The organism is Terrabacter terrigena (assembly GCF_042676085.1).
Taxonomy (GTDB): Bacteria; Actinomycetota; Actinomycetes; order Actinomycetales; family Dermatophilaceae; genus Terrabacter; species Terrabacter terrigena.
Genome location: NZ_JBHTKH010000005.1, coordinates 254,584 through 281,582, shown reverse-complemented (window position 1 = coordinate 281,582; position 26,999 = coordinate 254,584). Strand labels below are relative to the sequence as shown.

Sequence of the window (26,999 nt, the reverse complement as noted above, 5' to 3'; positions counted from 1 at the left end):
ACTGTCGCAGCCTCGACCTAGACTGGAGGACCTGATGCCGCATCCAATGCTGTCCGCCTTCAGGGCGCTTCCCGATGTCCGCCACGTCCTCGACCAGGTCGGCCGCACCCGCCTCGTCGACGTCTCCGCCAGCGACGGCTCGCGGCCCTTCCTCGTGGCCGCCCTCGCCCGGCAGGCCGAGGCCTCCGCTGCCGGTCCGGCCGACGCTGCACCCCTCGTCGTCGTCACGGCGACCACGCGAGAGGCCGAGGACCTCGAGACCGCCCTGGGCCTGTTCCTGCCGAGCGAGCGCATCGCCGTCTTCCCCTCGTGGGAGACCCTGCCGCACGAGCGGCTCTCGCCCCGCAGCGACACCGTGGGTCGTCGCCTCGCGGTGCTGCGCCGGCTGGCCCACCCCGACCCCGACGACGCGGCATACGGCCCCCTGTCCGTCGTGGTCGCGCCTGTGCGCGCCCTCCTGCAGCCGCTGACCAAGGGCCTCGGCGACCTCGTGCCCGTCGCGCTGCGCGCGGGCGACGAGCGGCCCCTCGAGGACGTCGTCGACGCCCTCGCCGCCGCCGCCTACACCCGCACCGACCTCGTCGAGCGGCGCGGCGAGTTCGCCGTGCGCGGCGGCATCCTCGACGTCTTCCCGCCCACCGAGCAGCACCCGGTCCGCATCGAGTTCTGGGGCGACACCGTCGAGGAGGTGCGCTGGTTCAAGGTCGCCGACCAGCGCTCGCTCGAGATCGCCGACCACGGCCTGTGGGCGCCGCCCTGCCGCGAGCTGCTGCTCACCGACGACGTCCGGGCCCGGGCCCGGGCCCTGGCCGACCAGCTCCCCGGCGTCTCCGAGATGCTGTCCAAGGTGGCCGAGGGCATCGCCGTCGAGGGCATGGAGTCTCTCGCCCCGGCCCTCGTCGACGGCATGGAGTCGGTGCTCGACGTCCTGCCCGAGGGGGCCGTCGTGCTCGTGGCCGACCCCGAGCGGGTGCGCCGCCGCGCGCACGACCTCGTCGCGACGAGCGCCGAGTTCCTCGAGGCCAGCTGGGCCAACGCGGCCGCCGGCAACCACGTCCCCGTCGACCTGCAGTCGCTCCTCGGCAGCGCCTCCTACTGGTCGCTCGCGGACGTCCGCGCGCACGCCGAGGTCACCGGCCGCGCCTGGTGGACCCTCACGCCGTTCGTCGCCGACGCCGACCTCGTCATCGAGGACGACGACGTCGACGAGCGTATCGCCGTGCGCACCACCGACCCCGAGGCGTTCCGCGGCGACACCGAACGCACCGTCGAGCACCTGCGCGAGCGGGTGCGCGACGGCTGGGCCGTCGCCGTCGTCACCGAGGGTCCGGGCCTCGCCAAGCGCGTGGCCGAGGTGCTGCGCGAGAACGAGGTCGCGGTGCAGGCCCTCGACACGTCGCGTGACGACACCCTCACCGCCGGCACGGTCCACGTCACGACGGCGCCCCTCGGCCGGGGCTTCGTCCACGAGGGCGGCCGCATCGAGGTGCTCACCGAGACCGACCTGACCGGCCAGCCCGGCAGTGGAACCTCGACGAAGGACATGCGGCGCATGCCGTCGCGCCGCCGCAACCAGGTCGACCCGCTGCAGCTGCGCCCGGGCGACCACGTGGTCCACGAGCAGCACGGCGTCGGCCGCTTCGTCGAGATGATGCAGCGCACGGTCGCCGGGGCCACCCGCGAGTACCTCGTCATCGAGTACGCCCCGAGCAAGCGCGGTCAGCCCGGCGACCGCCTCTTCGTCCCCACCGACCAGCTCGACCAGGTGACCAAGTACGTCGGCGGCGAGGAGCCCACCCTCAACAAGATGGGCGGCTCCGACTGGAGCAAGACGAAGTCGCGGGCCAAGCGCTACGTCAAGCAGATCGCGGCCGACCTCATCCGCCTCTACAGCGCCCGGCAGGCCACCAAGGGTCACGCCTTCGCGCCCGACAGCCCGTGGCAGCGCGAGCTCGAGGAGGCCTTCGCCTACGTCGAGACGCCCGACCAGCTGGTCAGCATCGACGAGGTCAAGGCCGACATGGAGAAGCAGGTCCCGATGGACCGCCTCATCTGCGGTGACGTCGGCTACGGCAAGACCGAGATCGCGGTGCGCGCCGCCTTCAAGGCGATCCAGGACGGCAAGCAGGTGGCGGTGCTCGTGCCGACAACCCTGCTCGTGAGCCAGCACCAGCAGACGTTCGCCGAACGCTACGCCCAGTTCCCCGTCAAGGTCGCCTCCCTGTCGCGCTTCCAGAGCGACAAGGAGGCCAAGGACGTCATGGCCGGCATGGCCGACGGCACCATCGACCTCGTCATCGGCACGCACCGCCTGCTCGCCAAGGACGCGCGGTTCAAGGACCTCGGCCTCGTCATCATCGACGAGGAGCAGCGCTTCGGCGTCGAGCACAAGGAGCTGCTCAAGACGATGCGCACGGCCGTCGACGTGCTGTCGATGTCGGCCACCCCCATCCCGCGCACGCTCGAGATGGCGGTCACGGGCATCCGCGAGATGTCCACTCTCGCAACGCCGCCCGAGGAGCGCCACCCGGTGCTGACCTTCGTCGGTGCCTACGACGAGAAGCAGATCACCGCCGCGGTCCGGCGTGAGCTGCTCCGCGAGGGCCAGGTCTTCTTCGTCCACAACAAGGTCAGCTCCATCGAGAAGGCCGCGAGCCGCCTGCGTGAGCTCGTGCCCGAGGCCCGCATCGCCACGGCGCACGGCCAGATGGGGGAGCACCGGCTCGAGCAGGTCGTCGAGGACTTCTGGGAGAAGCGCTTCGACGTGCTGGTCTGCACGACCATCGTCGAGACCGGGCTCGACATCTCCAACGCCAACACCCTCATCGTCGAGCGCTCCGACGTCCTGGGCCTCAGCCAGCTGCACCAGCTGCGCGGCCGCGTCGGCCGTGGACGCGAGCGGGCCTACGCGTACTTCCTCTACCCACCCGAGAAGCCGATGACCGAGACGGCCCACGACCGCCTCCGCACCATCGCGAGCAACACCGACCTCGGCTCGGGCATGGCGGTGGCGATGAAGGACCTCGAGATCCGCGGCGCCGGCAACCTGCTCGGCGGCGAGCAGTCGGGCCACATCCAGGGTGTCGGCTTCGACCTCTACGTGCGGCTCATCGGTGAGGCCGTCGCCGACTTCCGCGGCGACGCCGTCGACCTGCCGGCCGAGATCAAGATCGAGCTGCCCGTCGACGCGCACCTGCCGCACGACTATGTGCCGGGGGAGCGGCTGCGACTCGAGGCCTACAAGAAGCTCGCCACCGTCGAGACGTTCGAGGCCGTCGACGAGATCGAGGCCGAGCTGCGCGACCGCTACGGCGCCCCGCCGAAGCCCGTCGCGAACCTCCTCGAGGTCGCCCGCCTGCGTGTCGTCGCCCGCCAGGCCCGCATCGGCGACATCGGTGTGCAGGGCAAGGTCGTGCGCTTCGGGCCGGTCAAGGAGCTGCGCGAGAGCCAGCAGCTGCGGCTCATGCGGCTCTACCCCGGCACCATCGTCAAGGAGGCCCTGGGCACGATCCTCGTGCCGGCCCCCATGACGGCGCGGGTCGGCGGCAAGCCGCTGCGCGACGTCGAGGTGCTGACGTGGGCGCGCCAGCTCATCTCCGCCGTGCTGCTCGACGACATCGCCTCCGCGGGCTCGGCGGCGAGCGCATCGTCGGGGTCGGCGAGATCCGCCGTGGGCGCCCCGTAGGATGTCAGACGCATCCGCCAGAGGAGGAAATCAGTGAAGGCTTGGTCCGCCACCCCCGCCAGGCGCGTCGCCGTCGTCGGCATCGCCGCACTCGGTGCCGTGTCGCTGCTCGGTGGATGCGGCTTCGAGACGCGCCAGCAGGCCGCTGCCGTCGTCAACGGCGAGGTCATCCACGAGTCCGACGTGCGCGAGACGTTCGACCAGCTCAAGGCCGCCAAGCTCGACTTCGCCGAGAACATCGTCGTCACCGCCCTCGTCGCAGCGCCCTTGCTCAAGAGCGCCGTCGCCAAGTCGGGCAGCTGGAAGCCCGACGAGACCTACGCGTCGGTCATCGCCTCGATCCCGGGCGCCACCGACACGACGAAGGAGTTCGTCGAGGCGGTCGCCCTCATCCAGTCGCAGAAGATGACGCCTGCCGACGTCGCCGCCTACCGGGCCGACCTCAAGAAGGCCGACATCTCGATCAACCCGAAGTACGGCAGGGTCGTGCAGTCCGACCAGGGCCCGGTCTACTTCACCATCGGCCAGACGACGCCGAACTGGCTCAAGCCCGAGACGAACCCGGCTCCTGCCGGTCCCGGTGCCACGGGCACCCCGGCACAGTAGTCGCGCACCTCTCGCAACGCCGTGCCCGGTCGCCTCGTCCTGCTCGTCACGACTCCCCGCATCGCGCCGGGGCTGCTGACGCGTGAGGCGTGGACCATCCTCGACCAGGCGTATGCCGTCTGGGGTCGACCCGACGAGCCGCAGGTCGCCGCGGTCGTCGAGGCCGGCATCGACGTGCAGGAGCGCGAGGAGGGCCACCCGGCCGCCCTCGCGCGTGACCTCGTCGCGGCTGCCGAGGCGGGCGACGTCGTCTGGGTGGGCTCGTCCGACGGGGACCCGGGGCTCAGCGACGCCGTCGCCGTCGAGGTGACAAGGCTTCCCGAGCCGCCCGACGTCGAGCTGCTCATCGGCTCCTTCGACGTGCCCGGCGCCCGCCTGCTCGACGTCGTCGCCGTCATGGACCGGCTGCGTTCGCCGGGCGGTTGCCCCTGGGACGCCGAGCAGACCCACGCCTCCCTCGTGCCCTACCTGCTCGAGGAGGCGCACGAGGCGATCGAGGCCATCGAGAGCGGCGACCCGGTCCACATGCAGGAGGAGCTCGGTGACCTGCTGCTGCAGGTCGCCTTCCAGTCCCGGGTCGCCGAGGAGCACCCCAGCGAGCCGTTCGGCATCGACGACGTCGCTGGTGGTCTCGTCGACAAGCTCGTGCGCCGCCACCCGCACGTCTTCGCGGACGTCGAGGCCGACACCGCCGAGGCTGTCGCCACCAACTGGGAGTCCATCAAGGCCGCCGAGAAGCAGCACCGAATGCACCCCGTCGAGGGCGTGCCGCAGTCGCTGCCCGCACTGGCCCGCGCCGAGAAGTACGTCTCGCGCCTGCACAAGGCCGGTCGCGACGACCTGGTCGACGCCGCCGTCGCGACCGGAGACCTCGGCGCAGAGCTGCTCGCGGTCGTCCGCCGGGCCCGGGCGGAGGGCCTCGACGCCGAGGCGGCGCTGCGTGAGACCCTGCGTGGCCTCGCAGCCGCCAGCGAGGCGCTCGCCGACGAGGGCGGACGCGCGCCGGGCGCCTGACCGCGCGCGACGGCATACGCCCTCGGCCGAGCCGACGGCACACGTCGTCGGGCTGCCCTGAAACGCCGGGACGAAGAGGGCCGCGTCGACCGGGTGACACGACGCGACCCCCTCCGGGTCCGTGGCGTGGCGCGGCGTCAGTAGGCGCCGCGCGCGCGAACGACCGCGTGGACGGTCCTGGCCAGGATCGACAGGTCCTGCACGAGCGACCAGTTGTCGACGTAGTAGAGGTCGAGGCGAACCGTGTCCTCCCAGGACAGGTCGCTCCGGCCCGAGACCTGCCACAGGCCGGTCACGCCGGGACGCACGTGCAGCCGTCGCTGGACGTCCGGCACGTAGCGCCGCACCTCGGCGGGCAGCGCGGGCCGCGGGCCGACGAGGCTCATGTCGCCGTTCACGACGTTGACCAGCTGGGGCAGCTCGTCGATCGAGAGGCGGCGCATCACGGCGCCCACCCTCGTGACCCGCGGGTCGCGCGCCACCTTGAAGAGCACGCCGTCGCTGTTCTGGTTGAGGTGCGTGATGCCCGGCAGCTGCGCCTCGGCGTCGACGACCATGCTGCGGAACTTGAGGCACTCGAAGAGCTCGCCGTCGCGGCCCACGCGGGTCTGCCGGAAGAGGACGGGCCCGCCGTCCTGAAGCTTGGTGGCGACGGCGAAGACAAGCATGACCGGCGCGGCGAGCAGGAGCAGCGCGGTGGCGCCGAGCAGGTCGAAGGCGCGCTTGAGCCCACGTGAGGCGCCGAGGCTCTGCGGCTGCCCCACGTGCACGAGCGGCAGGCCGCCGACCGGACGCATCGCGATGCGGCCCGTCGAGATGTCGCTGAGGCTGGGGACCACGGCCATCTGCACGTGGTGCCCCTCGAGGTCCCACGCGATGCGACGGAAGTCCACGGCCGACGGGAAGGCGCCCTCGGTGAAGACGACCATGTCGGCCTTCTCGGCGAGCACCGAGTCCGCCGTGTGGGTCGTGGTGCCGACGACGCGCACGCCGCGCGGCGTGGCCCGGAGCGGCTGCGACGACGGCACGAGCGCGCCGACGATGCGGAAGCCGAGCCATGTCTCGCGCTCGAGCACCGCGGCGACCTCGTCGACGTGCGCGACCGAGCCGGAGATGAGCACCCGGGTCAGCAGGTGGCCACGGGCGTGCGCGCGGTGGACGAGGCGTCGGGCGTACCAGCGCCACAGCAGAGCTGCCGGCACCCCGATCGCGAAGATCAGCACGAAGAAGCCCCGAGAGAGGTTGAACTTCGTGAGGTAGCTGAGGATGCCGATCGCTCCGGCCGTCAGGCCTGCCGCGCTCAACACCCTGGCGTACTCGATGGTGCCGACCCCCAGGTGGCTGCTCGTGTACGTCCCGGAGAGCAAGTTGGCCATCATCCAGGCGGCCACGATCCACAGGCCGACCGACTGCGCCACCTGGCCCACGTCGTTGGCGACGTCGAAGACGTCGAGCCCGGTTCGGCCGAGCGCGGCCAGCGCCGTTGCAGCGGTGATGATCACCAGATCGCCCCCCGCGATCCCCAGCTGCAGGAGACGCTGGCCGCGACTCCTCTCGCTGTGAGGTTGCGTCACCGGACGCGCACTCACATCGAGCAGAACAACCCCCGCTTCGCGCATGGGCTGACCCATGACAACACCCCACCCCCGGCACCCACCGGTGCCCTCGCCACGAAGAGCTCCACCCCCCCGGATGGTTAGTTGGAGTATGCCTCTCCCGGGTCAGCGATTGGTAAGGAAAGAGTAAAAATCTTTGGACTGTCCAACTTGCGGCATTCGCGCCGGAACGGCCATCGGAACGCCGTCGTCCAGCGGTCACCAAGACCTACCCGCCCGTATGCCGGGTCGCTCCGACCGGCCCCGGACACCACGGGCTACGCTCGAACCCGACACCTGTGCTCGGTGTGCGCGCGGTCCGCAGTGCCGCGTCTCGCGCGCACCAGTCGAGGACCACCGAGCACCCCGGACCCATCCACCCACCGTTCGTTCGACATGGCCGGGCCCGCCCGGCATCACGAGCAGCACCAGCACAGGAGAGCCAGTGGCCAGCATTGAGGAGATTGGCGCCCGCGAGATCCTGGACTCGCGAGGCAATCCCACCGTCGAGGTCGAGATCCGTCTCGACGACGGCACGTTCGCCCGCGCAGCCGTCCCGTCCGGCGCGTCCACGGGTGCCTTCGAGGCATCCGAGCGTCGCGACGGCGACAAGGGCCGTTACCTCGGCAAGGGCGTCGAGCAGGCGGTCGACGCCGTCATCGAGGAGATCAACCCCCGACTGGTCGGCTTCGACGCGAGCGAGCAGCGGCTCATCGACGCCGAGATGCTCGCGCTCGACGGCTCGGCCAACAAGGAGACGCTCGGCGCGAACGCGATCCTCGGCGTCTCGCTCGCCGTGGCCCACGCCGCCGCCGAGTCCGCCGGCCTGCCGCTGTTCCGCTACGTCGGCGGCCCGAACGCCCACGTGCTCCCGGTCCCGATGATGAACATCCTCAACGGTGGGTCGCACGCCGACTCCAACGTCGACATCCAGGAGTTCATGATCGCCCCCGTCGGCGCGCCGACCTTCCGCGAGGCGCTGCGCTGGGGCACCGAGGTCTACCACGCGCTGAAGAAGGTCCTGAGCGAGCGCGGTCTCGCCACCGGCCTCGGCGACGAGGGTGGCTTCGCGCCCGACCTCGAGTCCAACCGTGCCGCTCTCGACCTCATCCTCGAGGCGATCAAGGCGGCCGGCTACGAGCCGGGTCGTGACATCGCCCTCGCGCTCGACGTCGCGGCGTCCGAGTTCTTCAAGGACGGCTCCTACGCCTTCGAGGGCGCCAGCAAGTCGGCCGACGAGATGGTCGCCTACTACGCCGAGCTCGTCGACGCCTACCCGCTCGTGTCGATCGAGGACCCCCTCAACGAGGAGGACTGGGACGGCTGGAAGTCCATGACCGACCTGCTCGGCACGAAGGTGCAGCTCGTCGGCGACGACCTGTTCGTCACCAACCCCGAGCGCCTCGGTCGCGGCATCAGCACCAACACGGCCAACGCGCTCCTCGTCAAGGTCAACCAGATCGGCACGCTCACCGAGACGCTCGACGCCGTCACCCTCGCGCAGACCAACGGCTACCGCTGCATGATGAGCCACCGGTCCGGCGAGACCGAGGACGTCACGATCGCCGACCTCGCGGTCGCGACGAACTGCGGCCAGATCAAGACCGGCGCCCCGGCCCGTTCCGAGCGCGTCGCGAAGTACAACCAGCTGCTCCGCATCGAGGAGGAGCTCGACGACGCCGCGGTCTACGCCGGCGCCGGCGCGTTCCCGCGCTTCGACGCGAGCCGCTTCGGGTCGCAGGGCTGAGTCCGGTGGCCGACCGCACGCCGTCCCGCCCGGGTCGCCCGTCCTCGACGGGCCGCCCGGGCGGTGGCGCGCGCCCGGCCACCCCCCGGCCCTCCACCCCCCGCAGCGCACCCCGCTCCTCGTCGGGCGCGGCCGGCGCCTCGGCTGCGGGCTCGCGCTCCGGCTCGGGCCGCACCGCCCCGCGCTCGGGTGCCGCCAAGGCCTCGGGTACGCGCCCGGGCCAGTCCCGCCCGGGGGCCTCCCGTCCCAGCCGGCCCGGGGCGGGCAAGGAGCGTCCGGCGCTCGCCGCCCGCCCGCGCACGCCGCAGACGGCACCGCCCTCGGCATCGACCACCTGGGTGCGCGGAGCCATCCTCCTCGGCATCGTCGTCATGCTGGCCGTCACGATCGTGCCGACCCTGCGTTCCCTCGTGCAGCAGCGAGGTGACGCGGCTGCCTTGCAGGAGAAGGTGACCCAGCAGCAGCAGACGGTGCAGCAGCTCGAGCGCGAGGCCGCGCTGTGGAAGGACCCCGCCTTCATCGAGGTGCAGGCGCGCGAGCGCCTGAAGTTCGTGCGCGTGGGTGACCGTGCCTACACGGTGATCGACCCTGCCGCGAACGAGACCAGCGCGCCGGCGGCCGAGCGTCCCGTCGTGGCGGCACCCCTGGCCAACGCCTCGGCGCCCTGGTACGGCAAGGTGTGGCAGTCGGTCCAGATCGCCGACCGACCGACGGCCGGCGTCGCGCGCAAGTGACCGGGTCCGGGCGGCCGCCCGTTGGTGTCCCCTGGAGGGAGCACACTGGTGCGGCACCGGTCCGAAGGCCCCAGAAGCCAGTTCCAGGAGTGAGCCCCAAGTGAGTGCCGAGTGAGCGACCCCACCCGTCCGTCCCGTCCTGCCGTCGACCCCGCCGACCTCACCGCCGTGGAGAGGCAGCTCGGCCGGCGCCCGCGTGGCGTGGTGGAGGTGGCGCACCGCTGCCCCTGCGGCGAGCCCGACGTGCTGCGCACGGAGCCGCGGCTGCCCGACGGCACGCCCTTCCCGACGACGTACTACGCGACGTGCCCACGACTCACCGGTGCCATCAGCACCCTCGAGAGCGTCGGGGTCATGAAGGAGATGACCGAGCGGCTCGGCCGGGACGAGCAGCTCGCGGCCGCCTACGCTCGCGCTCACGAGCACTACCTGGCCCAGCGCGCCGAGCTGGGCCACGTGCCCGAGATCGACGGCATCTCCGCCGGCGGCATGCCCACCCGCGTCAAGTGCCTGCACGTGCTCATCGGCCACTCCCTCGCCGCCGGCCCCGGCGTCAACCCTCTCGGTGACGAGGCGCTCGCGATGCTCGACGACTGGTGGCAGCCCACCTCGTGCGCCGCCGCGCACGCCGCCGAGGACGCCGCCGAGGACGCTGCCGCTGACGGAGCGGCTGAGGACGCGACGGGCCGCGCCGATGGCTGAGCCCACAACCCGCGTCGGGGCGATCGACTGCGGCACCAACTCGATCCGCCTGCTCGTCGCCGACGTCGACCCGTCCACGGGCGCCCTCTCCGACGTGCTGCGTCGCATGGAGATCGTCCGGCTCGGCCACGGCGTCGACCGGACGGGCGTGATCGCCCCCGAGTCGATGGAGCGCACGCTCGCCGTCACCCGCGAGTATGCCGGCCAGTGCCGCGAGCTCGGCGCGTCGGCCGTCCGCTTCGTGGCCACGTCTGCGTCGCGCGACGCGCGGAACGCCGCCGACTTCATCGGGGGCGTTCGCACCGCCTTCCAGGAGCACTACGGCGCCGAGGTCTCGCCCGAGGTCGTCTCCGGCGACGAGGAGGCCTCGCTCTCGTTCGCGGGCGCCACGGGCGGCCTTGCGGCCAAGGGTGTCGCGGGGCCCTATCTCGTCGTCGACCTCGGCGGGGGCTCGACCGAGCTGGTCCGTGGCACCGACCACGTCGAGGCTGCGCGCTCGGTCGACATCGGTTGTGTGCGCATGACCGAGCGCCACCTCGTGAGCGACCCTCCCACCGCCGACGAGATCGCGGCCGCCACGCGCGACATCGACGCGGCCCTCGACGTCGCCGAGTCCACGGTGCCCATCGAGGGGGTCTCGGCCCTCGTCGGCCTGGCCGGCAGCGTCACGACCATCACGGCGCACCTGCTGCGCCTCACGGCATACGACCCCGAGCGCATCCACCTCAGCCACGCGCCCGTGGCCGACGTGCTCGCCGCGTGCGACGACCTGCTGACGATGACCCGCGCCGACCGGGCAGCCCTGCCCTACATGCATCCCGGACGCGTCGACGTCATCGGCGCCGGTGCGCTCGTGTGGCGGCGGGTCGTCGAGCGCGTCGCCGACCGGGCGGGCATCACCGAGGTCGTCACGTCGGAGCACGACATCCTCGACGGCATCGCCCTCAGCGTCGCCTGCCGGCACTGACCCGCTGTCGCATCTGACCGGCCGTGGCTGGCTCGTTGCGGTCAGTGGCGCGGGCACGCCACATCGAGCCGGCCACTGCGGTGGGGATGCGTCAGGCGCGGGGGAGGGACGCCGCGAGCACCGGCTCGTCGGACTGCTCGTGCACCCTGCGTCGGTGGGCCCGCAGCCGAGCCGCCATCCAGAGCGCGGCCGAGACCCCGAGGGCCCAGGTGCCGTTGGACACGGTGGCGTCGACGACCCCGTAGGTGACGAAGAAGAGCGTCGCGAAGACGACCGCGCGCACGTGGACCGCCGAGAGCCGGACCGCGGCGAGCAGCACGCCACCCCACAGGAGGTACCACGGGTGGATGACCGGGCCCGAGGCGCAGAGCACGAGCATCGCGCCGGCGGTCGCGAGCACCGGGTTGCGCGGGGCGACCCGCCACGTGATCCACGTGATGCCCACCAGACCGGCGGCGAGGCCGATGCTCTGGGCGATCGGGACCGGGGCGGCGGTCACGCTCTCGGGCATGCCGCCGACGCGCATCAGCCACTCGACGACGCTGCCGACGAAGGTCGGCGGCGACAGCATCGAGCGCAGCGAGACGGGCACCGACAGGTTGGGCACCCAGCCCCAGCCGAGGCCGGTGAGCTGCGTGATGACGGCGAAGGTGACCACCATGATGCCGCCGTAGGTGAGGCCGTGCCGCACCATCGCGCGCAGTCGGGCCGTGGCGCCGGGGGCGAGGTCGGTCTGCGCCTGCAGGGCCATCCCGACGACACCGATCAGCGCGAGCACGGCCGTCTGCTTGTACGCCGCGGCGGCCGCGAGCGTCATCGCCGCGACGATCAGCTGCCCCCGGCTGGCGAGCAGCAGCGCGAACGCGACGAGCGCGACCATGACGGCGTCGCCGTGGGCGCCACCGATGAAGTGCATGATGACGAGCGGGTTGAGCACCCCGAGCCACAGGGCGTGCCGGCCGCTCACGCCGTAGCGCTCCGCGAGCCGGGGCAGGGCGTACGCGAGCAGCCCCACGGCGAGCAGGGCGGGCACGCGCATGGCGACGGCGGCGGCATACGCGTGGTCGGGGAAGACCTGGACGACGGCATGCTGCACCTGCAGCGCGAGCGGGCCGTAGGGCGCCGGGGTCTGCACCCACATGGGGTCGACCTGGTCGGCGAACGGCCCCGGCACCCAGAAGGGCCCCACGGCATACGGGTCCATGCCGCGGGAGACGATCTTGCCCTGGGCGGCGTAGCTGTAGGCGTCGCGGCTGAAGAGCGGCGGCGCGAGCATGATCGGCAGGCTCCAGAGCAGCCAGGCGAGCGAGGGCGCCTTGCGGCCGTGGACGGGGCGCATGCGCAGCCACGCGTCGACGAGCAGCGCGAGCCCGACGGCGAGCAGGAGCGTGGTGAAGACGCGACCGGCTCCGGTGCCGAGCCACTCGAGTCCGAAGCGCCCGATGAGGGGCGAGACCGGCGTCTCGAAGGTGTCGCCGGGCAGGAACGCTGGGCTGATCGAGCCGGCCGCGACCAGCGACGTGCCCACCGTGCCGCGGCGGACCATGGGGTCGGCCCAGGTGCGCCGGAGGGCCGCGGTGAAGCGCGCGGCGAAGTCGGCGCCGAAGTCGGCGACGGCTGCGGTCAGGTCGGGGTAGGTGCTGCGGCGCACACGTGCGGGAGCAGTAGTCGTCGCCCCCGCGACACGATGCTCCAGCACCCGCTTGCTCCTTCGGTTGAGGGGCCGCGTCACCGACGCGGCACAGTCCGTGAAGGAGCGACGATCAGCCCCTGGACCGCGTTCTCGACCGCCATTCTAGGTGGAGCGGCGTGCCGGGTGCCGTGCGACGCCCAAGGGGTGGGCGGCGACGTTACCGAACCGTGCCCCGACGACCGACGCTGAACACGTACCCCCGGAGGGACTCGAACCCTCACCGTTGGCGATTTTAAGTCGCCTGCCTCTGCCGGTTGGGCCACGGGGGCGCCGGCCCAAGTATGCCGCGGGGTGGTCGTCACGCACCGGGACGGGTGCGCCGGGAACCTATCGGTGGGGTGCGTTCGCTTACTGTTGGGGACAGTCGTCACGCCCAGGAGCGGGTCGTGGCACCCAGTGCTTCGAGGAGCGCACTCACATGGCAGGTGGAAACCCGGTCTTCGACCGGCTCAACAAGCAGATCGAGAAGGAGCGCTACGCCGGTTTCGGCGCTCCCCAGGGCAGTCCGCAGCAGCCGGGCGCCCAGACGCAGGCTGCAACCACGGGTTACGCGACCCAGGACGCGATGTCCGCGCAGCAGCTCAACGACATGTACGCGCGTCAGAGCGCCGGTCCGGTCGACACCGGCCGCGTCACGCTCGACGACGTCATCATGAAGAGCCTCGGGCTCTTCGCCCTCCTGGTCGCCGCAGGAGCCGTGACGTGGGTGACGGTGTCCGGGTCGCCGGGTCTCGCCCGCCCGATCTGGCTCGGCGGCATGGTCATCGGGCTCCTGCTGGGCCTCGCGATCGCGTTCATGAAGACCGTCTCGGTGCCGCTCATCGTGCTGTACTCCGCGGTCGAGGGAGCGTTCCTCGGGGCCTTCAGCTACACGATCAACACGATCCCCAACTACAAGGGCGTCGTGCTCATGGCGGTGCTCGCCACGGCCTGCACGTTCGCCGGCATGTACGCGGCGTACGCCTTCGGCCTGGTCAAGGTCAACAACCGCACCCGCCGCATCTTCACGTTCATGCTGATCGGCTACGCCCTCTTCATGCTGCTGCAGCTGGTCCTGCAGTGGACCGGCGTGCTGAGCGGCTGGGGCTTCGGTGGCAGCGGCATGCTCGGCATCGGCCTGTCGATCCTCGGCGTCGGCCTCGCGGCCTGGTCGCTGGCGTTCGACTTCGACTCCATCGACCACGCGGTGCGCCTCGGCGCGCCGGCCAGGTACTCCTGGCTGCTCGCGCACGGCCTCATCGTGTCGGTGGTCTGGCTCTACATCGAGTTCGTCCGCCTGTTCGCGCGACTGCGCGACTGACGCGTGGCACCTCCGGCATCTCCGGGCGCGGGTTCGCCGACCCCGCAGGAGGTGTCGGACGAGCTCCGGCGCGTGGTCGAGCGGTGGCACCAGCTGCCGCTCGACCACGCGCTTTCGCGTATGCCGTCCGTCCGCCTCGTCGTGCAGCGGCTGGCCGACCGCGTGGCGGGCGAGCGCGGCGTCCCGTCGCGCGAGGTGCCGGACCTCGGGCCCGCCGTCCTGATGGACCAGCTCGCCGTCATGGTCCACGACCTGCTGGCCGCCCGGCCTCGCGCCGACGCAGCCGCCGACGCAGCCGCGGTCGCGGCCGAGCTCGCCGGCATACGCCGCTCCCTCTGATTCCGCTGACTCGCCCGACTCGCCCTGACTCGCCTGACTCGGCCCCCCGCCCGTTCGAAAGAGCACGCGGTACGCGTACGGCGTGCTCTTTCGAACGGAGACGGGGTCAGCTGAGGCGCTCGAAGATGACCGCCATGCCCTGGCCACCGCCCACGCACATGGTCTCCAGGCCGAACTGGCCGTCGGTCTCGCGCAGTGCGTTGATGAGCGTGCCGGTGATGCGCGCGCCCGTGGCGCCGAAGGGGTGGCCGATCGCGATGGCGCCGCCGTTGACGTTGAGCTTGTCGTAGTCCATGCCGATCTGGTCGGCGGAACCGATGACCTGCGCCGCGAAGGCCTCGTTGATCTCGTAGAGGTCGATGTCGCCGATCGAGAGCCCGGCGCGCTTGAGCGCGAGGTTGCTCGCCTCGACCGGGCCCAGGCCCATGATCTCGGGGGAGAGGCCCGTGGCGGCCGTGGAGACGACGCGGGCGAGCGGCGTCAGGCCCAGCTCCTTCGCCTTGGCGTCACTCATGACGACGAGGGCGGCGGCGCCGTCGTTGAGGGGGCAGCAGTTGCCGGCGGTGACCGTGCCCTGCTCGCGGAACACGGGGTTGAGGGCCTGGACCGCTTCGAGCGTGACGCCGGCGCGGGGGCCGTCGTCCTTGGTGACGACCGTGCCGTCGGGCGTGGTGACCGGGGTGATCTCCCAGTCGAAGAAGCCACGGCCGATGGCGGCCTCGGCGCGGTTCTGGCTCGTGACGCCCCACTCGTCCTGGCGGTCGCGCGAGATGCCGTAGGCCGTCGCGACGTTCTCGGCGGTCTGGCCCATCGCGATGTAGATGTCGGGCAGGGCGCCGTCGGCGCGCGGGTCGGTCCACGTCTCGTTGGTCTCGGCGATTCGCTTGGTGCGCTCCTGCGCCTCGGCGAAGCGCGGGTTCTGCGCGTCGGCCTTGGCGCCGCCGGCGCCGGCCCAGTCGGTGTACTGCGAGACGCACTCGACACCCGCGGAGACGAAGATGTCGCCCTCGCCGGCCTTGATCGCGTGGAAGGCCATCCGGGTGGTCTGGGCCGAGGAGGCGCAGAAGCGGTTGATCGTCGCGGCCGGGGTGGCGTCGAGACCGAGCAGGGTGGCGACCACCTTGGCCATGTTGGAGCCGTGCTTGCCCGACGGCTCGGCGCAGCCGAGGTAGAGGTCCTCGACGAGCGACGGGTCGAGGCCCGGGACCTTGTCGAGCGCGGCCTGGATCACGGTGGCGGCGAGGTCGTCGGGACGGACCTCCTTGAGCGAGCCCTTGAAGGCACGCCCGAACGGCGAGCGGGCGGTCGAGACGATGACGGCTTCGGTCACGGGGGTTCTCCTGCTACTTCATCGGGAGGGATCCACTAAGCGCTTGCTCAGTCACTCGATGGTAGGACGTCCTCGCACCCGTTGGACAGGGCGCGGCCCATGACATGCGTCTCGCTGCGCCCCGCTAGGCTGACCGGGTTGTCGGCGCGCAGCTGTGTTGCCGGCCCCGGTCCGGCGGCTCAGCCCGGACCTCCGACGATCAGGGGGCACCACCCACCATGAAGACCTTCACGACCCGCGTCGTCGCCGTGTCCGGCGCCATCGCGATCAGCCTGGGCGCGGCCGCGTGCTCCAAGTCCGAGACGCCCGTCGCCGGCTCCGCCGGCACCACGTCCGCGACGGGCGCCGCCACGTCCACGACCGCTGCTTCCGGCGACGCCACTGAGGCGTCCGACATCCTGAGCAAGGCGAAGACGAGCGCCCTCGCGGCGAAGTCCGGTGCCTTCGTCGGGCAGGTCGACCAGAACGGCAAGACGATCAAGATCGACTTCAAGGGCACGAGCGACGGCAAGACCGCCGACATCACCATCGACATGGAGGGCGACGGCAAGGCGCGCGTGATCTCGCTCGCCGACGGTGTCTTCATCCAGGCCGACGCAGAGTTCTGGAAGAAGCAGGGCGCTCCGGCGTCGGTGCAGAAGGCCGGCAACAAGTTCATCAAGGCCCCCACCTCGGCCAGCGCCATGACCGAGAGCCTGAGCCTGAAGACCTTCCTCGAGAAGGCCTTCGGCGCCGTGACGCCCAGCCAGCTCGCGAAGGACGTCGCCAGCGAGGACGTCAACGGGGTGCCGTGCTGGGTGCTCACCGACAAGAAGGGCAAGACCGAGGGCGCCCTCTACGTCTCCAAGGACAAGTTCGAGGTCGTGCGCTTCACCGGCTCCTCCGCGAGCCCGGGCCAGCTCGACTTCTCCAAGTGGAACGAGGACCTCGGCATCAAGGCGCCCGCCGCCTCGGAGATCATGAAGATCGGCTGACGCGGTCCAGCCGATCCAGCTGTGCGAAGGGTCCGTCCGCGCCGTGCGGACGGGCCCTTCGACGTCTCGCCGACGCGGTCGTACGCCGTGGGCCGCCTCACCGGGGATGTCGCCGCACGTGCCCGCTAGCGCGCGACGGGGTCCTCGGCGGGTGTGTCGTCGGCAGTGGGCTCGTCCGCCTCCTGCGCGACGGGACCCGGAACCGGCGCAGCGTCGGCGGCGCCCTCCGGAGTGACCGGCTCGCCGAGACCGGCCGGGGCGGACAGCGGCACCGCCGGCCGGATGCGGTGGAGCAGCACGGCCCAGCGGCCCTGGGCCCCTCGGGCCTGCCCGTCGACCTCTGCCGGCGCGACCTCGGTGCCCGGCTGCGTGACCGCCCGCATGGCGGCCTTGGCGACCGGCCCGACACTCTCGCCCCGGCGCAGGTTCGGCTCGGCGGGTGCGCTCCGCTCGCCGAAAAGGTCGAGCGCGGCGCTCACCGTCGGCAGCAGGGCGGCCGCGACACGTGCGTAGCCGGCCGGACTCGGGTGGAAGCGGTCCTTGCTGAACATCACCGTCGGCTCGGCCGAGAACGCCTCGCTGAGGAGGTCGCCGACCGACACCGCGCGGCCTCCGGCCTCGACGACGGCCACCGTCTGGGCCGCGGCCAGGTCGCGCGACCAGCGGCGGGCGAGCAGCCGCAGCGGCTGCGGCACCGGCTCGATGGCCCCGAGGTCCGGGCACGTTCCGACGACCACCTCGGCCCCCGCCTCACGCAGTGACCGGACGGCCATCTCGAGGTGGCGCACGGCGACGGAGGTGTCGATGCGGTGCGTGACGTCGTTGGCGCCGACCATGATGACGGCGACGTCGGGCTCGGGCACGGCAGCCAGGCCGCGCTCGACCTGCTCGTCGAGGTCGGAGGACTCGGCACCGATGACGGCGACGTTCGTCAGCTCCACGGGTCGCCCGCTGAAGGCGGCCACGCCGCTCGCGATCGTGGCGCCGATCGTCTGGTGCGGGTGGTCGGCGCCCATGCCGACGCCGGTGGAGTCACCCAGCACCAGGAACTGCACCGGTGTGCCGTGGCCCGAGCCGTAGGTGCCGCTGTCCTCCGGAGCGCCCTCGAAGGGCTGGCCGACGATGCGCCGCGCCATGCGTGCCTCGGCTCGCAGCAGCCCGTAGCCGAGCAGGCTGAGGGCTCCGAGGCCCGCCACCCCGACTCCGCCGCCGTACGCCGCCTGCTGCGCGATCCTGCGTGCGCGTCGTGCACGCCCCATCTCGAGAGCCTCCCGCCGTCGTCGTGCCGTGTTCCTGCCGGGTCGTGGGCGACCCGGACGTCCGGAAACCGGTCCACCACGGTAACGCCCGGGGCCCTGGCTCCGTGCCCGGTTCGTCCAGGTCCGCGAGTCTCCGCCTGACGGTGGAGCAGGCCCGTAGCCGGGGCTCGTGGAGGGGGCCGCGGGTCTCGACCCGTGGGACGTCCCTCCTAGGATGGGCGGGTGAAGTATGCAGAGAACGTCGCCGACCTCGTCGGGAACACGCCACTGGTCAAGCTCGGTTCGGTCGTCGCCGACGCGGGGGTGAGATGCACGGTGCTGGCGAAGGTCGAGTACTTCAACCCCGGCGGTTCGGTGAAGGACCGCATCGCCCTGCGCATGGTCGAGGCCGCGGAGCGCGACGGGCTGCTCGAGCCGGGCGGCACCATCGTCGAGCCGACGAGCGGCAACACCGGGGTGGGCCTGGCCCTCGTGGCACAGCGCAAGGGCTACAAGTGCGTCTTCGTCTGCCCCGACAAGGTGAGCCAGGACAAGCGCGACGTGCTGAAGGCGTACGGCGCCGAGGTCGTCGTCTGCCCGACGGCCGTCGAGCCCGAGCACCCCGACTCCTACTACTCGGTCTCCGACCGGCTCGTCCGTGAGATCGACGGCGCCTGGAAGCCGAACCAGTACTACAACCCCGAGGGCCCCAACAGCCACTACCTGACCACCGGCCCGGAGGTCTGGAACGACACCGACGGCAGGGTGACGCACTTCGTCGCGGGCGCCGGCACGGGCGGCACCATCAGCGGCACCGGCAAGTACCTCAAGGAGGTCAGTGACGGCGCCGTGCGCATCATCGCCGCCGACCCCGAGGGCTCCGTGTACTCCGGTGGCACCGGCCGGCCCTACCTCGTCGAGGGCGTGGGCGAGGACTTCTGGCCGGGGGCCTACGACCCGTCCGTCGTCGACGAGGTCATCGCGGTCAGCGATGCCGACTCCTTCGAGATGACGCGCCGGCTCGCCCGCGAGGAGGGCCTGCTCGTCGGCGGCTCGTGCGGCATGGCCGTCGTCGCGGCCCTGCGCGCCGCGAAGGACCTCCCCGAGGACGCCGTCGTCGTCGTGCTACTGCCCGACTCGGGCCGCGGCTACATGAGCAAGATCTTCAACGACGAGTGGATGCACTCCTACGGCTTCCTCAACGACCACACCGAGGAGACCGTCGGTTCGGTGCTGCGCACGAAGTCGGGTGACATGCCCGCCCTCGTGCACACCCACCCCAACGAGACCATCCGCGACGCGGTGCAGATCCTGCGCGAGTACGGCGTCTCGCAGATGCCCGTCGTCAAGGCCGAGCCGCCCGTCATGTCGGGTGAGGTCGCCGGGTCGGTGAGCGAGCGCGCCCTGCTGCAGGCCCTGTTCACCGGTCAGGCCCACCTCGCCGACTCGGTCGAGAAGCACATGGAGCCCGGGCTGCCGCTGGTCGGCGCCGGTTCGCCGGTGTCCGCGGCGCGCAAGGAGCTCGAGGACTGCGACGCGATCCTCGTCGTCGAGGACGGCAAGCCGATCGGTGTGCTCACCCGCGCCGACCTCCTCGGCTTCCTCGCCGACTGACAGACACCAACCACGTATGCCGCTGGGCTCGCTTCTCTCGGAGGCGAGCCCAGCGGCATACGTGCGGAAACTGTTGTGGCTCAGGCGTCCTGGGCCGCCTTGGCGCTGGCCTTCTTGGCCTGCTTGAACTCTCGCACCTTGAGCAGGGAGTCGCCGTCGACGACGTCCGCCACCGAGCGGTAGCCGTCGAGGGCGTAGTCGCCCGCCGCGGCCTCCCATCCCTCCGGACGCACGCCGAGCTGCTTGGCGAGCAGCGCCACGAAGATCTGCGCCTTCTGCTTGCCGAAGCCGGGCAGCTCCTGCACGCGCTTCAGCAGCTCCCTGCCGGTCTGCGCCTCGGTCCAGAGGCGGGTGACGTCGCCGTCGTAGCGGCTCTCGACGAGCGCGGCGAGCTCCTGCAGGCGCGCGGCCATCGAGCCCGGGAACCGGTGGATCGCCGGCGGCGTGCTCGCCATCGCCTTGAACTCGTCGGGGTCCGCGGCCGCGATGGCGGCGGGGTCGAGGGTGCCGAACCGGCTCAGCACCTTGTAGCCGCCACGGAAGGCGTGCTCCATGCCGTACTGCTGGTCGAGCATCATGCCGACGACGACGGCGAACGGGTGCTCGTCGAGCACCTGGTCAGCGGCGGGATCGCCCGCGATCTGGAAGCCCATGCAGGCATGCTCTCACGCGCCAGCCGGGGCGGGCTGCCCCATATGGTCGGTCTGCGGCGCCGCCAGCACCGGATGCCCACCTGAGCCGGAGCCGCCCGGTCGGTCAGTCCCCGACGGGCGGATGCAACGAGATCGGCACCCAGCTCTGCGGCCCGGCGGCGACGTGCCCGGCGCCCGATGTCAGCGATGCGACGAGCCGGGCGAGCGAGTCCTGCGTCCCGGGCACGACCGCGAGGTGTAGCACGAGCCCGTCTGCCGTCCATCCGGTGTGCGTGACGTCGCAGCCCTCGTGCCCGCGCAGTGCGTTCTCGACGCGCGGCCCGTGGACCGCCCCTACATCGACGACGAGCCCCTCGCGACGCTCCATCCTCCGCAGCCGCGCCTGCTCGAGGGCTGCCGTGAGCGCGTCGCCGTAGGCGCGGATCAGACCGCCGGTGCCGAGCAGCGTGCCGCCGAACCAGCGCGTGACGACGGCGACCACGTCGACGAGGCCGTGGCTACGCAGCACGTCGAGCATGGGCGCACCTGCCGTGCCCGACGGTTCACCGTCGTCGTTGCTGCGCAGCGTCGCCCCGTCGGGGCCGAGGACGTATGCCGTGCAGTGGTGTCGCGCGTCGCGGCTGCCCGCGCGCACCTGCCCGACGAAGGCCCGGGCGGCCTCCTCCGACGTCGCGGGCGCGACGTCGCACACGAAGCGGGAGCGACGCACCTCGATCTCGGCCCTGGCCGGCGACGCGAGGGTCAGGTAGCTGCGTGGCGAGCTCAGCGGCACACCTTCCCTAGGGGTGGTCGGGACCCCTCGAGTATGCCGGCAGACCGGGGAGCGCTCCCCGTTGCACGCGGGCGCGTGGTCGGGTGAGGATTGGTCCGGTTTGCAGGGGTGAAGGGGAGTTCTGTGTTCTCGAAGGGTGCTGACGTCGACGCGCTGCGCGACTCGGCGGGGCGGATGGCGTCGTTCGGCGACGAGGTCGACCTCGTGCGGGCGCGCGGCCGGCGGGCGGTGTCGACGATGCAGCGAGTCTGGCAGGGGCCGGACCTGCAGCACCTGGTCGAGAGGTGGCGCCGGGTCGAGCAGGACCTCGTGCGCCTCAGCGCCGACTTCGACCGGCTCGCGCGCCGGCTGAACGACAACGCAGACCTGCAGCACCGTTCGAGCGGACGCCCCGTCGACACGTCGGGTCAGGCGTCGGGTGCGTCAGGTCAGGTGTCGCGCCACGCGTCCTTCGGCCACGTCGCCGACCCGGCCGGCGCCGGGCACGGCGGCCGAGCAGGTCATCAGCCTGCCGCGTGGGCGGCTCCTGTCGGCGCCTCCTCCGTCGGGTCGACGTGGGCTCCGCAGGCGCAGACCGCGATGGGCTGGGCCGAGTGGATCGGCGTCGGGCAGGGGTTCGAGCCGCAGGACGGCGTGCCGGTCGGATGGTTCCACCCGGTCCCGTCGGCGGCCGTCGGGGCTGCCGCTGCGCACCGGCTGGGCCTGCCCGTCCGCTGACCGAAGGCCGCGGCTGGTCGCCGGTCCGGGTCAGAGGAGCGCGCCGAGCCAGAGGCCGAGGGCGGCCGCCCCGACCGACCCGAAGAGCGTCGCGGCGGCGTACCTCACCCCGGTGCCACGGTCCTGCGCGACCCACAGCCGCACGGTCTCGACCGAAGCCGTGCTGAACGTGGTGTAGCCGCCGCAGAACCCGGCGCCGAGGACGGCGCGCACGCTGGCCCCGGCCGAGTCCGGCGACCCGGCGGAGAGCAGACCGGTGAGCAGGCCCAGCAGCAGCGAGCCCGTGACGTTGATGACGAGGGTGCCGAGCGGCATACGGAACGGGTTGTGCCGGGCCACGAACGCGTCCGCGAGGAAGCGGGAGACGGCCCCGAGGCCACCCGCGACCGCGAGGAGCAGCATCGTCATCGGAGGGGCTCCGCCCCGGACGCCCGCGTGAGGCGGCGCGCGCCGACGAACCCCGCGGCAGCGGCGGCCGCACCGAGAACGATGCTGCCGACGGCGTAGACGAGGCCCACGGCAGCCGAACCGGACGTCGCTCGCTGGACCGTCTCGACGGCGAAGGTGCTGTAGGTCGTGAAGCCCCCGAGTGCTCCTGTGCCGAGCGTCAGCCGGGAGGCCCTTCGTCGCCCCACGTCGTCACCGGTGCGAGCGAGCCACTCGACCAACAGCGCCAGCACGAGCGACCCGATGACGTTGATGGCCAAGGTCATCCAGGGAATGCCGGCTGGCTCGGCCGGCAAGAGGTTCTCGAGCGCGGCCCGCGCAGCAGTGCCCACGGCGCCTCCGACGAAGATGAGCGCGAGCAGCCCGGCGTGCCGGTGTGCCGGCCGCGGGGCCGGCGCCGTCGGGGTCGACACCCGGTCGGGCTCGCCGGCGGTCACTCCCACGGGGCCCGGCCCTCCCAGTCGACGACGTCGACGGGCACGACCACGACCGGTCGGTGCTGGCGGTGGGACAGCTGCGTCGAGACGGAACCGTTCACGAAGTCCGCGACCCGGTGGTGGCGACCGACGTGCGTCCCCACGACGAACGCCGCGGCGTCGACTGCGCGGGCGAGATGGGTCAGGGCCCGGTCCGGGCGCCCCGCGAGGTAGCGGAAGCGCCACGGCACGTCCTGGCCGTCCATCCACTCGCCGACCATCCGCACGAGGGAGGCCTCTCGCTCGGGCCAGGCCCGGTCGTCGGCGTCGGGGTCGATCGGCAGGTGACGGACGGTCCCGTCGGGGTGCTCGGCGTCGGCGTAGCGCGAGGTGTCGACGTGCGCGAAGTAGACGGCCGGGGCGGCGGTCGCCCGAGCCAGCGACACCGCCGTCAGCGCGACGATCGGTGCCTGGTCGGCGACCACGCCCACGACCAGCGGGTGACCGGCGAAGTCCGTCAGTCGTGAATGATGCGGCTGGGGTGGCACGCGCTCGCCCATCGGTGAATCTCCAGTCACTCGGTGACGGGCGCGGCGCCCGGGCCTGCCCATCGCCGCGGCAACGCGCACCGCGGATGAACAGGAACCATCAGCCGGTCGGCGGTTCGGGCACCCGTGGTGCCCCGGCGGGATCCATCGCCGGGCACCACCCTAGCGTCAACCGAGGAAGCGCTCGAGGACGATGTCGACGAGCTCGTCGGGCGCCGGCTCGCCGGGGACCAGCAGCGGTGGTGTGACGACGTCGGCCCCCGCCCTGGCGGCAAGGTCGGCGAAGAAGCCGGGCGCCAGCAGGTAGGTGGCGACGACGACGCGGCGGCCGGGAACACGTTGCGACACAACGGCATCCGCAAGCCTCGGCTCTGCGGCTGACAGGAACGCCGCCGTGACGGGGCGTCGCAGGAGGCGTCCGAGCTCAGTCGCGACGGTGCGGCAGTCCTCGACGGCTGACGGCTGCGACGAGCCGGCCGCAGCGAGCACGACGGCGTCGTCGTCGCGAAGCCCGGCGGTGACGAGCCGACGCCGGAGCAGCTCGGCGAGCCGGTCGTCCGGCCCCAGCGCGGGCGCGACGGTGGTGCCCGGCACCGATCCGGCGGCATCGGTGAGGTCGACGTAGACGTGGTAGCCCGCCGAGAGGAGCAGCGGGACGAGCCGAGCGTTCCGACCGTCCGCGAGCGAGGCCAGCACGGCCGCGGGGTCGGGGGGCTGGACGTCGACGTACGCCGCACGCACCGTGAGGTCGGGCCGCCTGGCGCAGACGGCGGCCACGAGCCCGCCGATGGCTGACCTCCCCGCCGGGGACGACGTGCCGTGGGCGGCCGCGACGAGCACGGGCGCTTGACGGGTCATGACGTCACTCTGTCAGGTGGGGAGACCACGAGGACGCGACGGCTCACCGACCAGCCGACCGGCGGCTCCGACGACCGGGTCGAATTGCGACGCCTCCGGTGGGACGCACCCTCACCGGGCGAACGGGTGAGCCGGTCGTTACCAGCGCATCGCACGATCGAAACGCGGATGAAACACGCACTTCCTAGCGTGGGAGCACCGCGAAACCGAGCTGCGACGGAAGGAGTCCGCCGTGCTGATCGACACCGACCTCACCGGCGTGCCCGTGCTCGTCGTCGGACCGCCCCACGCACTCCGCTCCGCGGTGCGCCGCTACTCGCGAGCGGGAGCCGTCGTGGCCACGGCCGACTCACCCGACGCGGTGACTCCCGAGGCCTGCGCCGCTGCGCGCCTGGGCGTGCTGGTCGGCGCTGCCGTCACGTGGACGGCCGCGCGCGCTGCGCTCGCGGCCGGCTGCGTCGTCGTCACCGACGCCGCGCCCGCCCCAGTGCCCGCGCCGGAGACGGACGACGGGCCCGAGGGCGTCGACGGCGAGTGCTCGACCGGCGGTCGTGTGGTCCTCGTCGGCGCGGGTCCCGGGGGTCTCGAGCTGCTCACGCTCGCCGGGGTCCGCGCCCTCGCCGAGGCCGACGTCGTGCTCACCGACCGGCTCGCCGAGGTGGGTGACGTCGCCGCCCTCGCGCCGGGCGCCGAGGTGATCGACGTCGGCAAGCGCGCCGGCCACCACGCGGTTCCGCAGGCCGAGATCGAGCGGATCATGGTCGAGCGTGCCCGTGCGGGCCACGTGGTCGTACGCCTCAAGGGCGGCGACCCCTACGTCTTCGGCCGCGGCGGCGAGGAGGTCCTGGCCGCTGTCGAGGCGGGGCTGCACGTGACGGTGGTCCCGGGCGTCTCGTCGGCGGTCGGCGTGCCCGGTGCGGCCGGCATACCCGTGACCCACCGCGGCGTGAGCCACGTCTTCACCGTCGTGTCCGGCCACGTGCCGTTGGAGCCGCACCAGGCTGCGTCGCTCGCCACGCTCGGCGGCACCGTCGTGTTCCTCATGGGTATGCACAACCTCGTGCCGATCACCACCGCCCTCGTGCGCGCCGGGCTCTCGCCGGACACCCCGGCGGCCGTCGTGGAGCGCGGCTTCACGCCCGACCAGCGCAGCGTCGTGGGCACCGTCGGCTCGCTGGCCGACCTCGCCGCACGTGCAGGGGCCGCGGCGCCGGCGGTGATCGTCGTCGGGGAGGTCGTGCGCCAGTCCGAGGTGTGGGCCCGGCGCGCGGGTGCCGTGCATCCCGAGTGTGCGAGCCCCGCGAGGGGCGCTGTCGGGTGAACGGCCACGAGCGGCGCACGGGGTCGGCTGCCGGTGACGAGGCGCAGGCGGACTCGCCGTCGACGCCCGGGCGGCATCCGCACACGGCCTGGTCCGCCGAGCTGAACGGGCCCGACACCGACAGTGGCCGCCTCGAGCCGAGCGGCCCCGTGCTCTCGGGGTTCCGCATCGCCGTGACGTCGGACCGACGGTCGGCTGACCTCATCGACGCCTTCGTGCGGCGCGGCGCCGAGGTGCTGCACGCACCGGCCGTCCGCATCGCCCCGGTCGAGCAGGACGAGATCCTCATCGGTGACACGAGGGCGGTCATCGCCTGTCGACCTGACGTCGTCGTCGTGACGACGGCCTACGGCTTCCGCAGGTGGATCGAGGCCGCAGACGCCGCCGGGCTCGGGGACGCCCTGGCCCGCACGCTCGACGAGGCGCGCATCATCGTGCGGGGACCCAAGGCGCGCGGGGCCGTGCGAGCCGCGGGCCACGACGACGACGGCATCGCCCACGACGAGCGCACCGCCTCCACGATCGGCCTGGTGCTCGATGCCGGCGTACGCGGCAAGCGGGTGGCGGTGCAGCTGCACGGCCACGAGGACGTCGAGCAGCTGGAGCGGCTGAGAGCGGCCGGCGCCTCCGTGCTGACCGTCGCCCCCTACCGGTGGGTGCGCCCCACCGACGAGAGCCGGCTCGGCCGGCTGGTGGCTGCCGTCGCCGCCCGAGAGGTCGATGTCGTGACCTTCACGTCAGCACCCGCCGTGGACGGACTCGTCTCTGCCGCAGCGCAGCTCGGCATGGACGGCGTGCTGGTCGACGCCCTGCGGTGCGGGGTCACGGCTGCGGCCGTCGGGCCCGTGACCGCCGAACCCCTGCTCGACCTCGGCGTGACCCCGATCATGCCGGAACGGTTCCGCATGGGCGCGCTCATCCGCACCGTCATCGAGCACCTCACCGTGAACGGCGTCGAGCAGGTGCAGACGGCGCTCGGGCCGCTCGTCGTGCACGGACGCGTCGTGACGTTCGGTGGGCAGACCGTCACCCTGGCGCGTGGGCCTCGGGCGATGCTCGCGGCCCTGATGTCGGAACCCGGCGCGGTGCTGAGCCGGGAACGCCTGCTCGACGAGCTGCCCGACGCCGAGAACGAGCACGCCCTCGACATGGCGGTCAGCCGCCTGCGGTCCGCACTGCCGGACCGGCACCTCGTGCAGACGGTCGTGCGGCGGGGCTATCGCCTGAACGTCTGAGGTCCCATGGGCCGGCTCGGCGCGGGGTGCGGTCAGCGCGAGGTGGCGGCGGCCTCGGCGTCGGCGAGGATGTCGGGCGCGTTCTCGACGATCCACAGCATGAGCGGAACCATGCGCTCGGCGAGCTCGGCGCCGCGTGACGTGAGGGAGTACTCGACGTGCGGCGGCACGACCGGGCGCGCGTGACGGCTGACGAGCCCGTCGGCCTCGAGCAGCTTCAGCGTCTGCGCGAGCATCTTCTCGCTCACGCCCTCAGCCCTGCGGCGCAGCTCGCTCCACCGCAACGGCTCGCCCTCGGACAGCGCGAGGAGCACGAGCGTGCCCCACTTGCTCGTCACGTGGTCGAGGACGACCCGGCTCGGGCACCCGGACGAGTAGACGGCATCCGGGAAGAAGTCGCGCAGCGTCGGACTAGCTGTCATGTCAGTACCTTACTTCAAAGTGGGTACTAACTTCTGGGAAGCATGCCGTTAGCCCGGTCGTTCATGTGGGTG

Annotated in this window: 25 protein-coding genes, 1 tRNA gene and 1 riboswitch; of the genes, 14 read left to right on the top strand and 12 right to left on the bottom strand. The window is 72.4% G+C overall.

The annotated features are described in order from the left end of the window. Window positions 1-34: 34 nt before the first annotated feature. From mfd to ACFQ2V_RS10345, 3 genes are read left to right on the top strand one after another with little or no spacing between them, the layout of a single operon-like run. Entirely contained in the window at window positions 35-3,685 is a 3,651-nt protein-coding gene (mfd, locus tag ACFQ2V_RS10355; protein ID WP_386052609.1) for a transcription-repair coupling factor, read from the top strand. 33 nt (window positions 3,686-3,718) lie between these two features. Next, window positions 3,719-4,291, top strand: coding sequence for a hypothetical protein (locus ACFQ2V_RS10350; RefSeq protein ID WP_386052608.1), 573 nt, complete (start codon window positions 3,719-3,721; stop codon window positions 4,289-4,291). Between the two features lie 21 nt (window positions 4,292-4,312). After that, a complete protein-coding gene (locus tag ACFQ2V_RS10345) occupies window positions 4,313-5,305 on the top strand; it encodes a MazG family protein (RefSeq protein ID WP_386052607.1) in 993 nt (330 codons plus the stop codon). Between the two features lie 137 nt (window positions 5,306-5,442). On the opposite strand, the gene ACFQ2V_RS10340 is transcribed toward ACFQ2V_RS10345, so the two are convergent. After that, window positions 5,443-6,807, bottom strand: coding sequence for a sugar transferase (locus ACFQ2V_RS10340; RefSeq protein WP_386052606.1), 1,365 nt, complete (start codon window positions 6,805-6,807; stop codon window positions 5,443-5,445). Between the two features lie 538 nt (window positions 6,808-7,345). Between ACFQ2V_RS10340 and eno the strand changes: the two genes are divergently transcribed. The 4 genes from eno (at window position 7,346) to ACFQ2V_RS10320 (ending at window position 11,050) form a co-directional block, all read left to right on the top strand. Further along, entirely contained in the window at window positions 7,346-8,647 is a 1,302-nt protein-coding gene (gene eno, locus ACFQ2V_RS10335; protein WP_386052605.1) for a phosphopyruvate hydratase, read from the top strand. A gap of 5 nt (window positions 8,648-8,652) precedes the next feature. Continuing rightward, window positions 8,653-9,381 carry an FtsB family cell division protein gene (locus ACFQ2V_RS10330; protein ID WP_386052604.1) on the top strand — a complete coding sequence of 243 codons (729 nt, stop codon included), beginning with the start codon at window positions 8,653-8,655 and terminating at the stop codon, window positions 9,379-9,381. A gap of 111 nt (window positions 9,382-9,492) precedes the next feature. After that, window positions 9,493-10,083 carry a DUF501 domain-containing protein gene (locus ACFQ2V_RS10325; protein ID WP_386052603.1) on the top strand — a complete coding sequence of 197 codons (591 nt, stop codon included), beginning with the start codon at window positions 9,493-9,495 and terminating at the stop codon, window positions 10,081-10,083. Further along, window positions 10,076-11,050, top strand: a complete 975-nt coding sequence (locus tag ACFQ2V_RS10320) for a Ppx/GppA phosphatase family protein (RefSeq protein ID WP_386052602.1) — start codon at window positions 10,076-10,078, stop codon at window positions 11,048-11,050. Before ACFQ2V_RS10325 ends, ACFQ2V_RS10320 begins: the two co-directional genes overlap by 8 nt. Before the next feature lie 91 nt (window positions 11,051-11,141). Here the strand turns inward: ACFQ2V_RS10320 and mptB are convergent, their stop codons facing one another. After that, window positions 11,142-12,749 carry a polyprenol phosphomannose-dependent alpha 1,6 mannosyltransferase MptB gene (mptB, locus tag ACFQ2V_RS10315; RefSeq protein WP_386052601.1) on the bottom strand — a complete coding sequence of 536 codons (1,608 nt, stop codon included), beginning with the start codon at window positions 12,747-12,749 and terminating at the stop codon, window positions 11,142-11,144. Between the two features lie 188 nt (window positions 12,750-12,937). Continuing rightward, window positions 12,938-13,012 (bottom strand) — tRNA-Leu (locus tag ACFQ2V_RS10310). 149 nt (window positions 13,013-13,161) lie between these two features. Between ACFQ2V_RS10310 and ACFQ2V_RS10305 the strand changes: the two genes are divergently transcribed. Together ACFQ2V_RS10305 and ACFQ2V_RS10300 are read left to right on the top strand one after the other, a co-directional pair. After that, window positions 13,162-14,043 (top strand): Bax inhibitor-1/YccA family protein, encoded by an 882-nt coding sequence (locus tag ACFQ2V_RS10305; RefSeq protein WP_386052600.1) that lies wholly within the window; start codon window positions 13,162-13,164, stop codon window positions 14,041-14,043. A gap of 51 nt (window positions 14,044-14,094) precedes the next feature. Beyond that, window positions 14,095-14,382 carry a hypothetical protein gene (locus tag ACFQ2V_RS10300; RefSeq protein ID WP_386052599.1) on the top strand — a complete coding sequence of 96 codons (288 nt, stop codon included), beginning with the start codon at window positions 14,095-14,097 and terminating at the stop codon, window positions 14,380-14,382. Between the two features lie 106 nt (window positions 14,383-14,488). Here ACFQ2V_RS10300 and ACFQ2V_RS10295 read toward each other — a convergent pair whose 3' ends face one another. After that, window positions 14,489-15,712 carry an acetyl-CoA C-acetyltransferase gene (locus ACFQ2V_RS10295; protein ID WP_386052598.1) on the bottom strand — a complete coding sequence of 408 codons (1,224 nt, stop codon included), beginning with the start codon at window positions 15,710-15,712 and terminating at the stop codon, window positions 14,489-14,491. Window positions 15,713-15,930: 218 nt separating this feature from the next. Between ACFQ2V_RS10295 and ACFQ2V_RS10290 the strand changes: the two genes are divergently transcribed. Beyond that, window positions 15,931-16,686, top strand: a complete 756-nt coding sequence (locus tag ACFQ2V_RS10290) for a hypothetical protein (RefSeq protein WP_386052597.1) — start codon at window positions 15,931-15,933, stop codon at window positions 16,684-16,686. A gap of 125 nt (window positions 16,687-16,811) precedes the next feature. Here ACFQ2V_RS10290 and ACFQ2V_RS10285 read toward each other — a convergent pair whose 3' ends face one another. Further along, complete coding sequence (locus ACFQ2V_RS10285) at window positions 16,812-17,945, bottom strand: SGNH/GDSL hydrolase family protein (RefSeq protein WP_386052596.1); 1,134 nt, start codon at window positions 17,943-17,945, stop codon at window positions 16,812-16,814. Between the two features lie 222 nt (window positions 17,946-18,167). On the opposite strand from ACFQ2V_RS10285, the gene ACFQ2V_RS10280 reads away from it, so the two are divergent. After that, window positions 18,168-19,538, top strand: a complete 1,371-nt coding sequence (locus ACFQ2V_RS10280) for a cystathionine beta-synthase (protein WP_386052595.1) — start codon at window positions 18,168-18,170, stop codon at window positions 19,536-19,538. Between the two features lie 80 nt (window positions 19,539-19,618). Here the strand turns inward: ACFQ2V_RS10280 and ACFQ2V_RS10275 are convergent, their stop codons facing one another. Both ACFQ2V_RS10275 and ACFQ2V_RS10270 read right to left on the bottom strand, forming a co-directional pair. Then, window positions 19,619-20,191: an HhH-GPD-type base excision DNA repair protein gene (locus ACFQ2V_RS10275; protein WP_386052594.1), complete on the bottom strand. Its 573-nt coding sequence runs from the start codon at window positions 20,189-20,191 to the stop codon at window positions 19,619-19,621. Between the two features lie 103 nt (window positions 20,192-20,294). After that, window positions 20,295-20,963 (bottom strand): IMPACT family protein, encoded by a 669-nt coding sequence (locus ACFQ2V_RS10270; RefSeq protein ID WP_386052593.1) that lies wholly within the window; start codon window positions 20,961-20,963, stop codon window positions 20,295-20,297. 123 nt (window positions 20,964-21,086) lie between these two features. Here ACFQ2V_RS10270 and ACFQ2V_RS10265 point away from each other — a divergent pair, with 123 nt between their 5' ends. Then, on the top strand, window positions 21,087-21,680 hold the full coding sequence (locus ACFQ2V_RS10265) for a WXG100 family type VII secretion target (RefSeq protein ID WP_386052592.1): 594 nt from the start codon (window positions 21,087-21,089) through the stop codon (window positions 21,678-21,680). A 30-nt stretch (window positions 21,681-21,710) separates the two neighbouring features. Here the strand turns inward: ACFQ2V_RS10265 and crcB are convergent, their stop codons facing one another. The 4 genes from crcB to ACFQ2V_RS10245 all read right to left on the bottom strand — a co-directional run bounded on the left by crcB (window position 21,711) and on the right by ACFQ2V_RS10245 (window position 23,949). Next, window positions 21,711-22,088, bottom strand: a complete 378-nt coding sequence (gene crcB, locus ACFQ2V_RS10260) for a fluoride efflux transporter CrcB (protein WP_386052591.1) — start codon at window positions 22,086-22,088, stop codon at window positions 21,711-21,713. Then, complete coding sequence (locus ACFQ2V_RS10255) at window positions 22,085-22,570, bottom strand: fluoride efflux transporter FluC (protein ID WP_386052590.1); 486 nt, start codon at window positions 22,568-22,570, stop codon at window positions 22,085-22,087. The genes crcB and ACFQ2V_RS10255 overlap by 4 nt, the downstream gene beginning before the upstream one ends. Continuing rightward, window positions 22,561-23,103 (bottom strand): universal stress protein, encoded by a 543-nt coding sequence (locus tag ACFQ2V_RS10250; protein ID WP_386052589.1) that lies wholly within the window; start codon window positions 23,101-23,103, stop codon window positions 22,561-22,563. The genes ACFQ2V_RS10255 and ACFQ2V_RS10250 overlap by 10 nt, the downstream gene beginning before the upstream one ends. A 72-nt stretch (window positions 23,104-23,175) precedes the next feature. After that, window positions 23,176-23,252, bottom strand: a riboswitch (Fluoride riboswitch). Between the two features lie 7 nt (window positions 23,253-23,259). After that, the gene (locus ACFQ2V_RS10245) at window positions 23,260-23,949 is read right to left on the bottom strand and encodes a sirohydrochlorin chelatase (protein ID WP_386052588.1); all 690 of its coding nucleotides are present in this window, start codon (window positions 23,947-23,949) and stop codon (window positions 23,260-23,262) included. A gap of 232 nt (window positions 23,950-24,181) precedes the next feature. Here ACFQ2V_RS10245 and cobA point away from each other — a divergent pair, with 232 nt between their 5' ends. Together cobA and ACFQ2V_RS10235 are read left to right on the top strand one after the other, a co-directional pair. Continuing rightward, complete coding sequence (gene cobA / locus ACFQ2V_RS10240) at window positions 24,182-25,270, top strand: uroporphyrinogen-III C-methyltransferase (RefSeq protein ID WP_386052587.1); 1,089 nt, start codon at window positions 24,182-24,184, stop codon at window positions 25,268-25,270. Window positions 25,271-25,371: 101 nt separating this feature from the next. Continuing rightward, complete coding sequence (locus ACFQ2V_RS10235; protein WP_449343043.1) at window positions 25,372-26,505, top strand: uroporphyrinogen-III synthase; 1,134 nt, start codon at window positions 25,372-25,374, stop codon at window positions 26,503-26,505. 32 nt (window positions 26,506-26,537) lie between these two features. Here ACFQ2V_RS10235 and ACFQ2V_RS10230 read toward each other — a convergent pair whose 3' ends face one another. Beyond that, complete coding sequence (locus ACFQ2V_RS10230; protein WP_386052585.1) at window positions 26,538-26,927, bottom strand: winged helix-turn-helix transcriptional regulator; 390 nt, start codon at window positions 26,925-26,927, stop codon at window positions 26,538-26,540. Window positions 26,928-26,999 lie beyond the last annotated feature (72 nt).

Coding starts and splice junctions, on each gene's coding strand:
- mfd (WP_386052609.1), top strand. CDS start 35: ATGCCGCATCCAATGCTGTCCGCCTTCAGGGCGCTTCCCGATGTCCGC.
- ACFQ2V_RS10320 (WP_386052602.1), top strand. CDS start 10,076: ATGGCTGAGCCCACAACCCGCGTCGGGGCGATCGACTGCGGCACCAAC.
- ACFQ2V_RS10305 (WP_386052600.1), top strand. CDS start 13,162: ATGGCAGGTGGAAACCCGGTCTTCGACCGGCTCAACAAGCAGATCGAG.
- ACFQ2V_RS10290 (WP_386052597.1), top strand. CDS start 15,931: ATGAAGACCTTCACGACCCGCGTCGTCGCCGTGTCCGGCGCCATCGCG.
- ACFQ2V_RS10285 (WP_386052596.1), bottom strand. CDS start 17,945: ATGGGGCGTGCACGACGCGCACGCAGGATCGCGCAGCAGGCGGCGTAC.
- ACFQ2V_RS10275 (WP_386052594.1), bottom strand. CDS start 20,191: ATGGGCTTCCAGATCGCGGGCGATCCCGCCGCTGACCAGGTGCTCGAC.
- crcB (WP_386052591.1), bottom strand. CDS start 22,088: ATGACGATGCTGCTCCTCGCGGTCGCGGGTGGCCTCGGGGCCGTCTCC.
- ACFQ2V_RS10250 (WP_386052589.1), bottom strand. CDS start 23,103: ATGGGCGAGCGCGTGCCACCCCAGCCGCATCATTCACGACTGACGGAC.
- ACFQ2V_RS10245 (WP_386052588.1), bottom strand. CDS start 23,949: ATGACCCGTCAAGCGCCCGTGCTCGTCGCGGCCGCCCACGGCACGTCG.
- ACFQ2V_RS10230 (WP_386052585.1), bottom strand. CDS start 26,927: ATGACAGCTAGTCCGACGCTGCGCGACTTCTTCCCGGATGCCGTCTAC.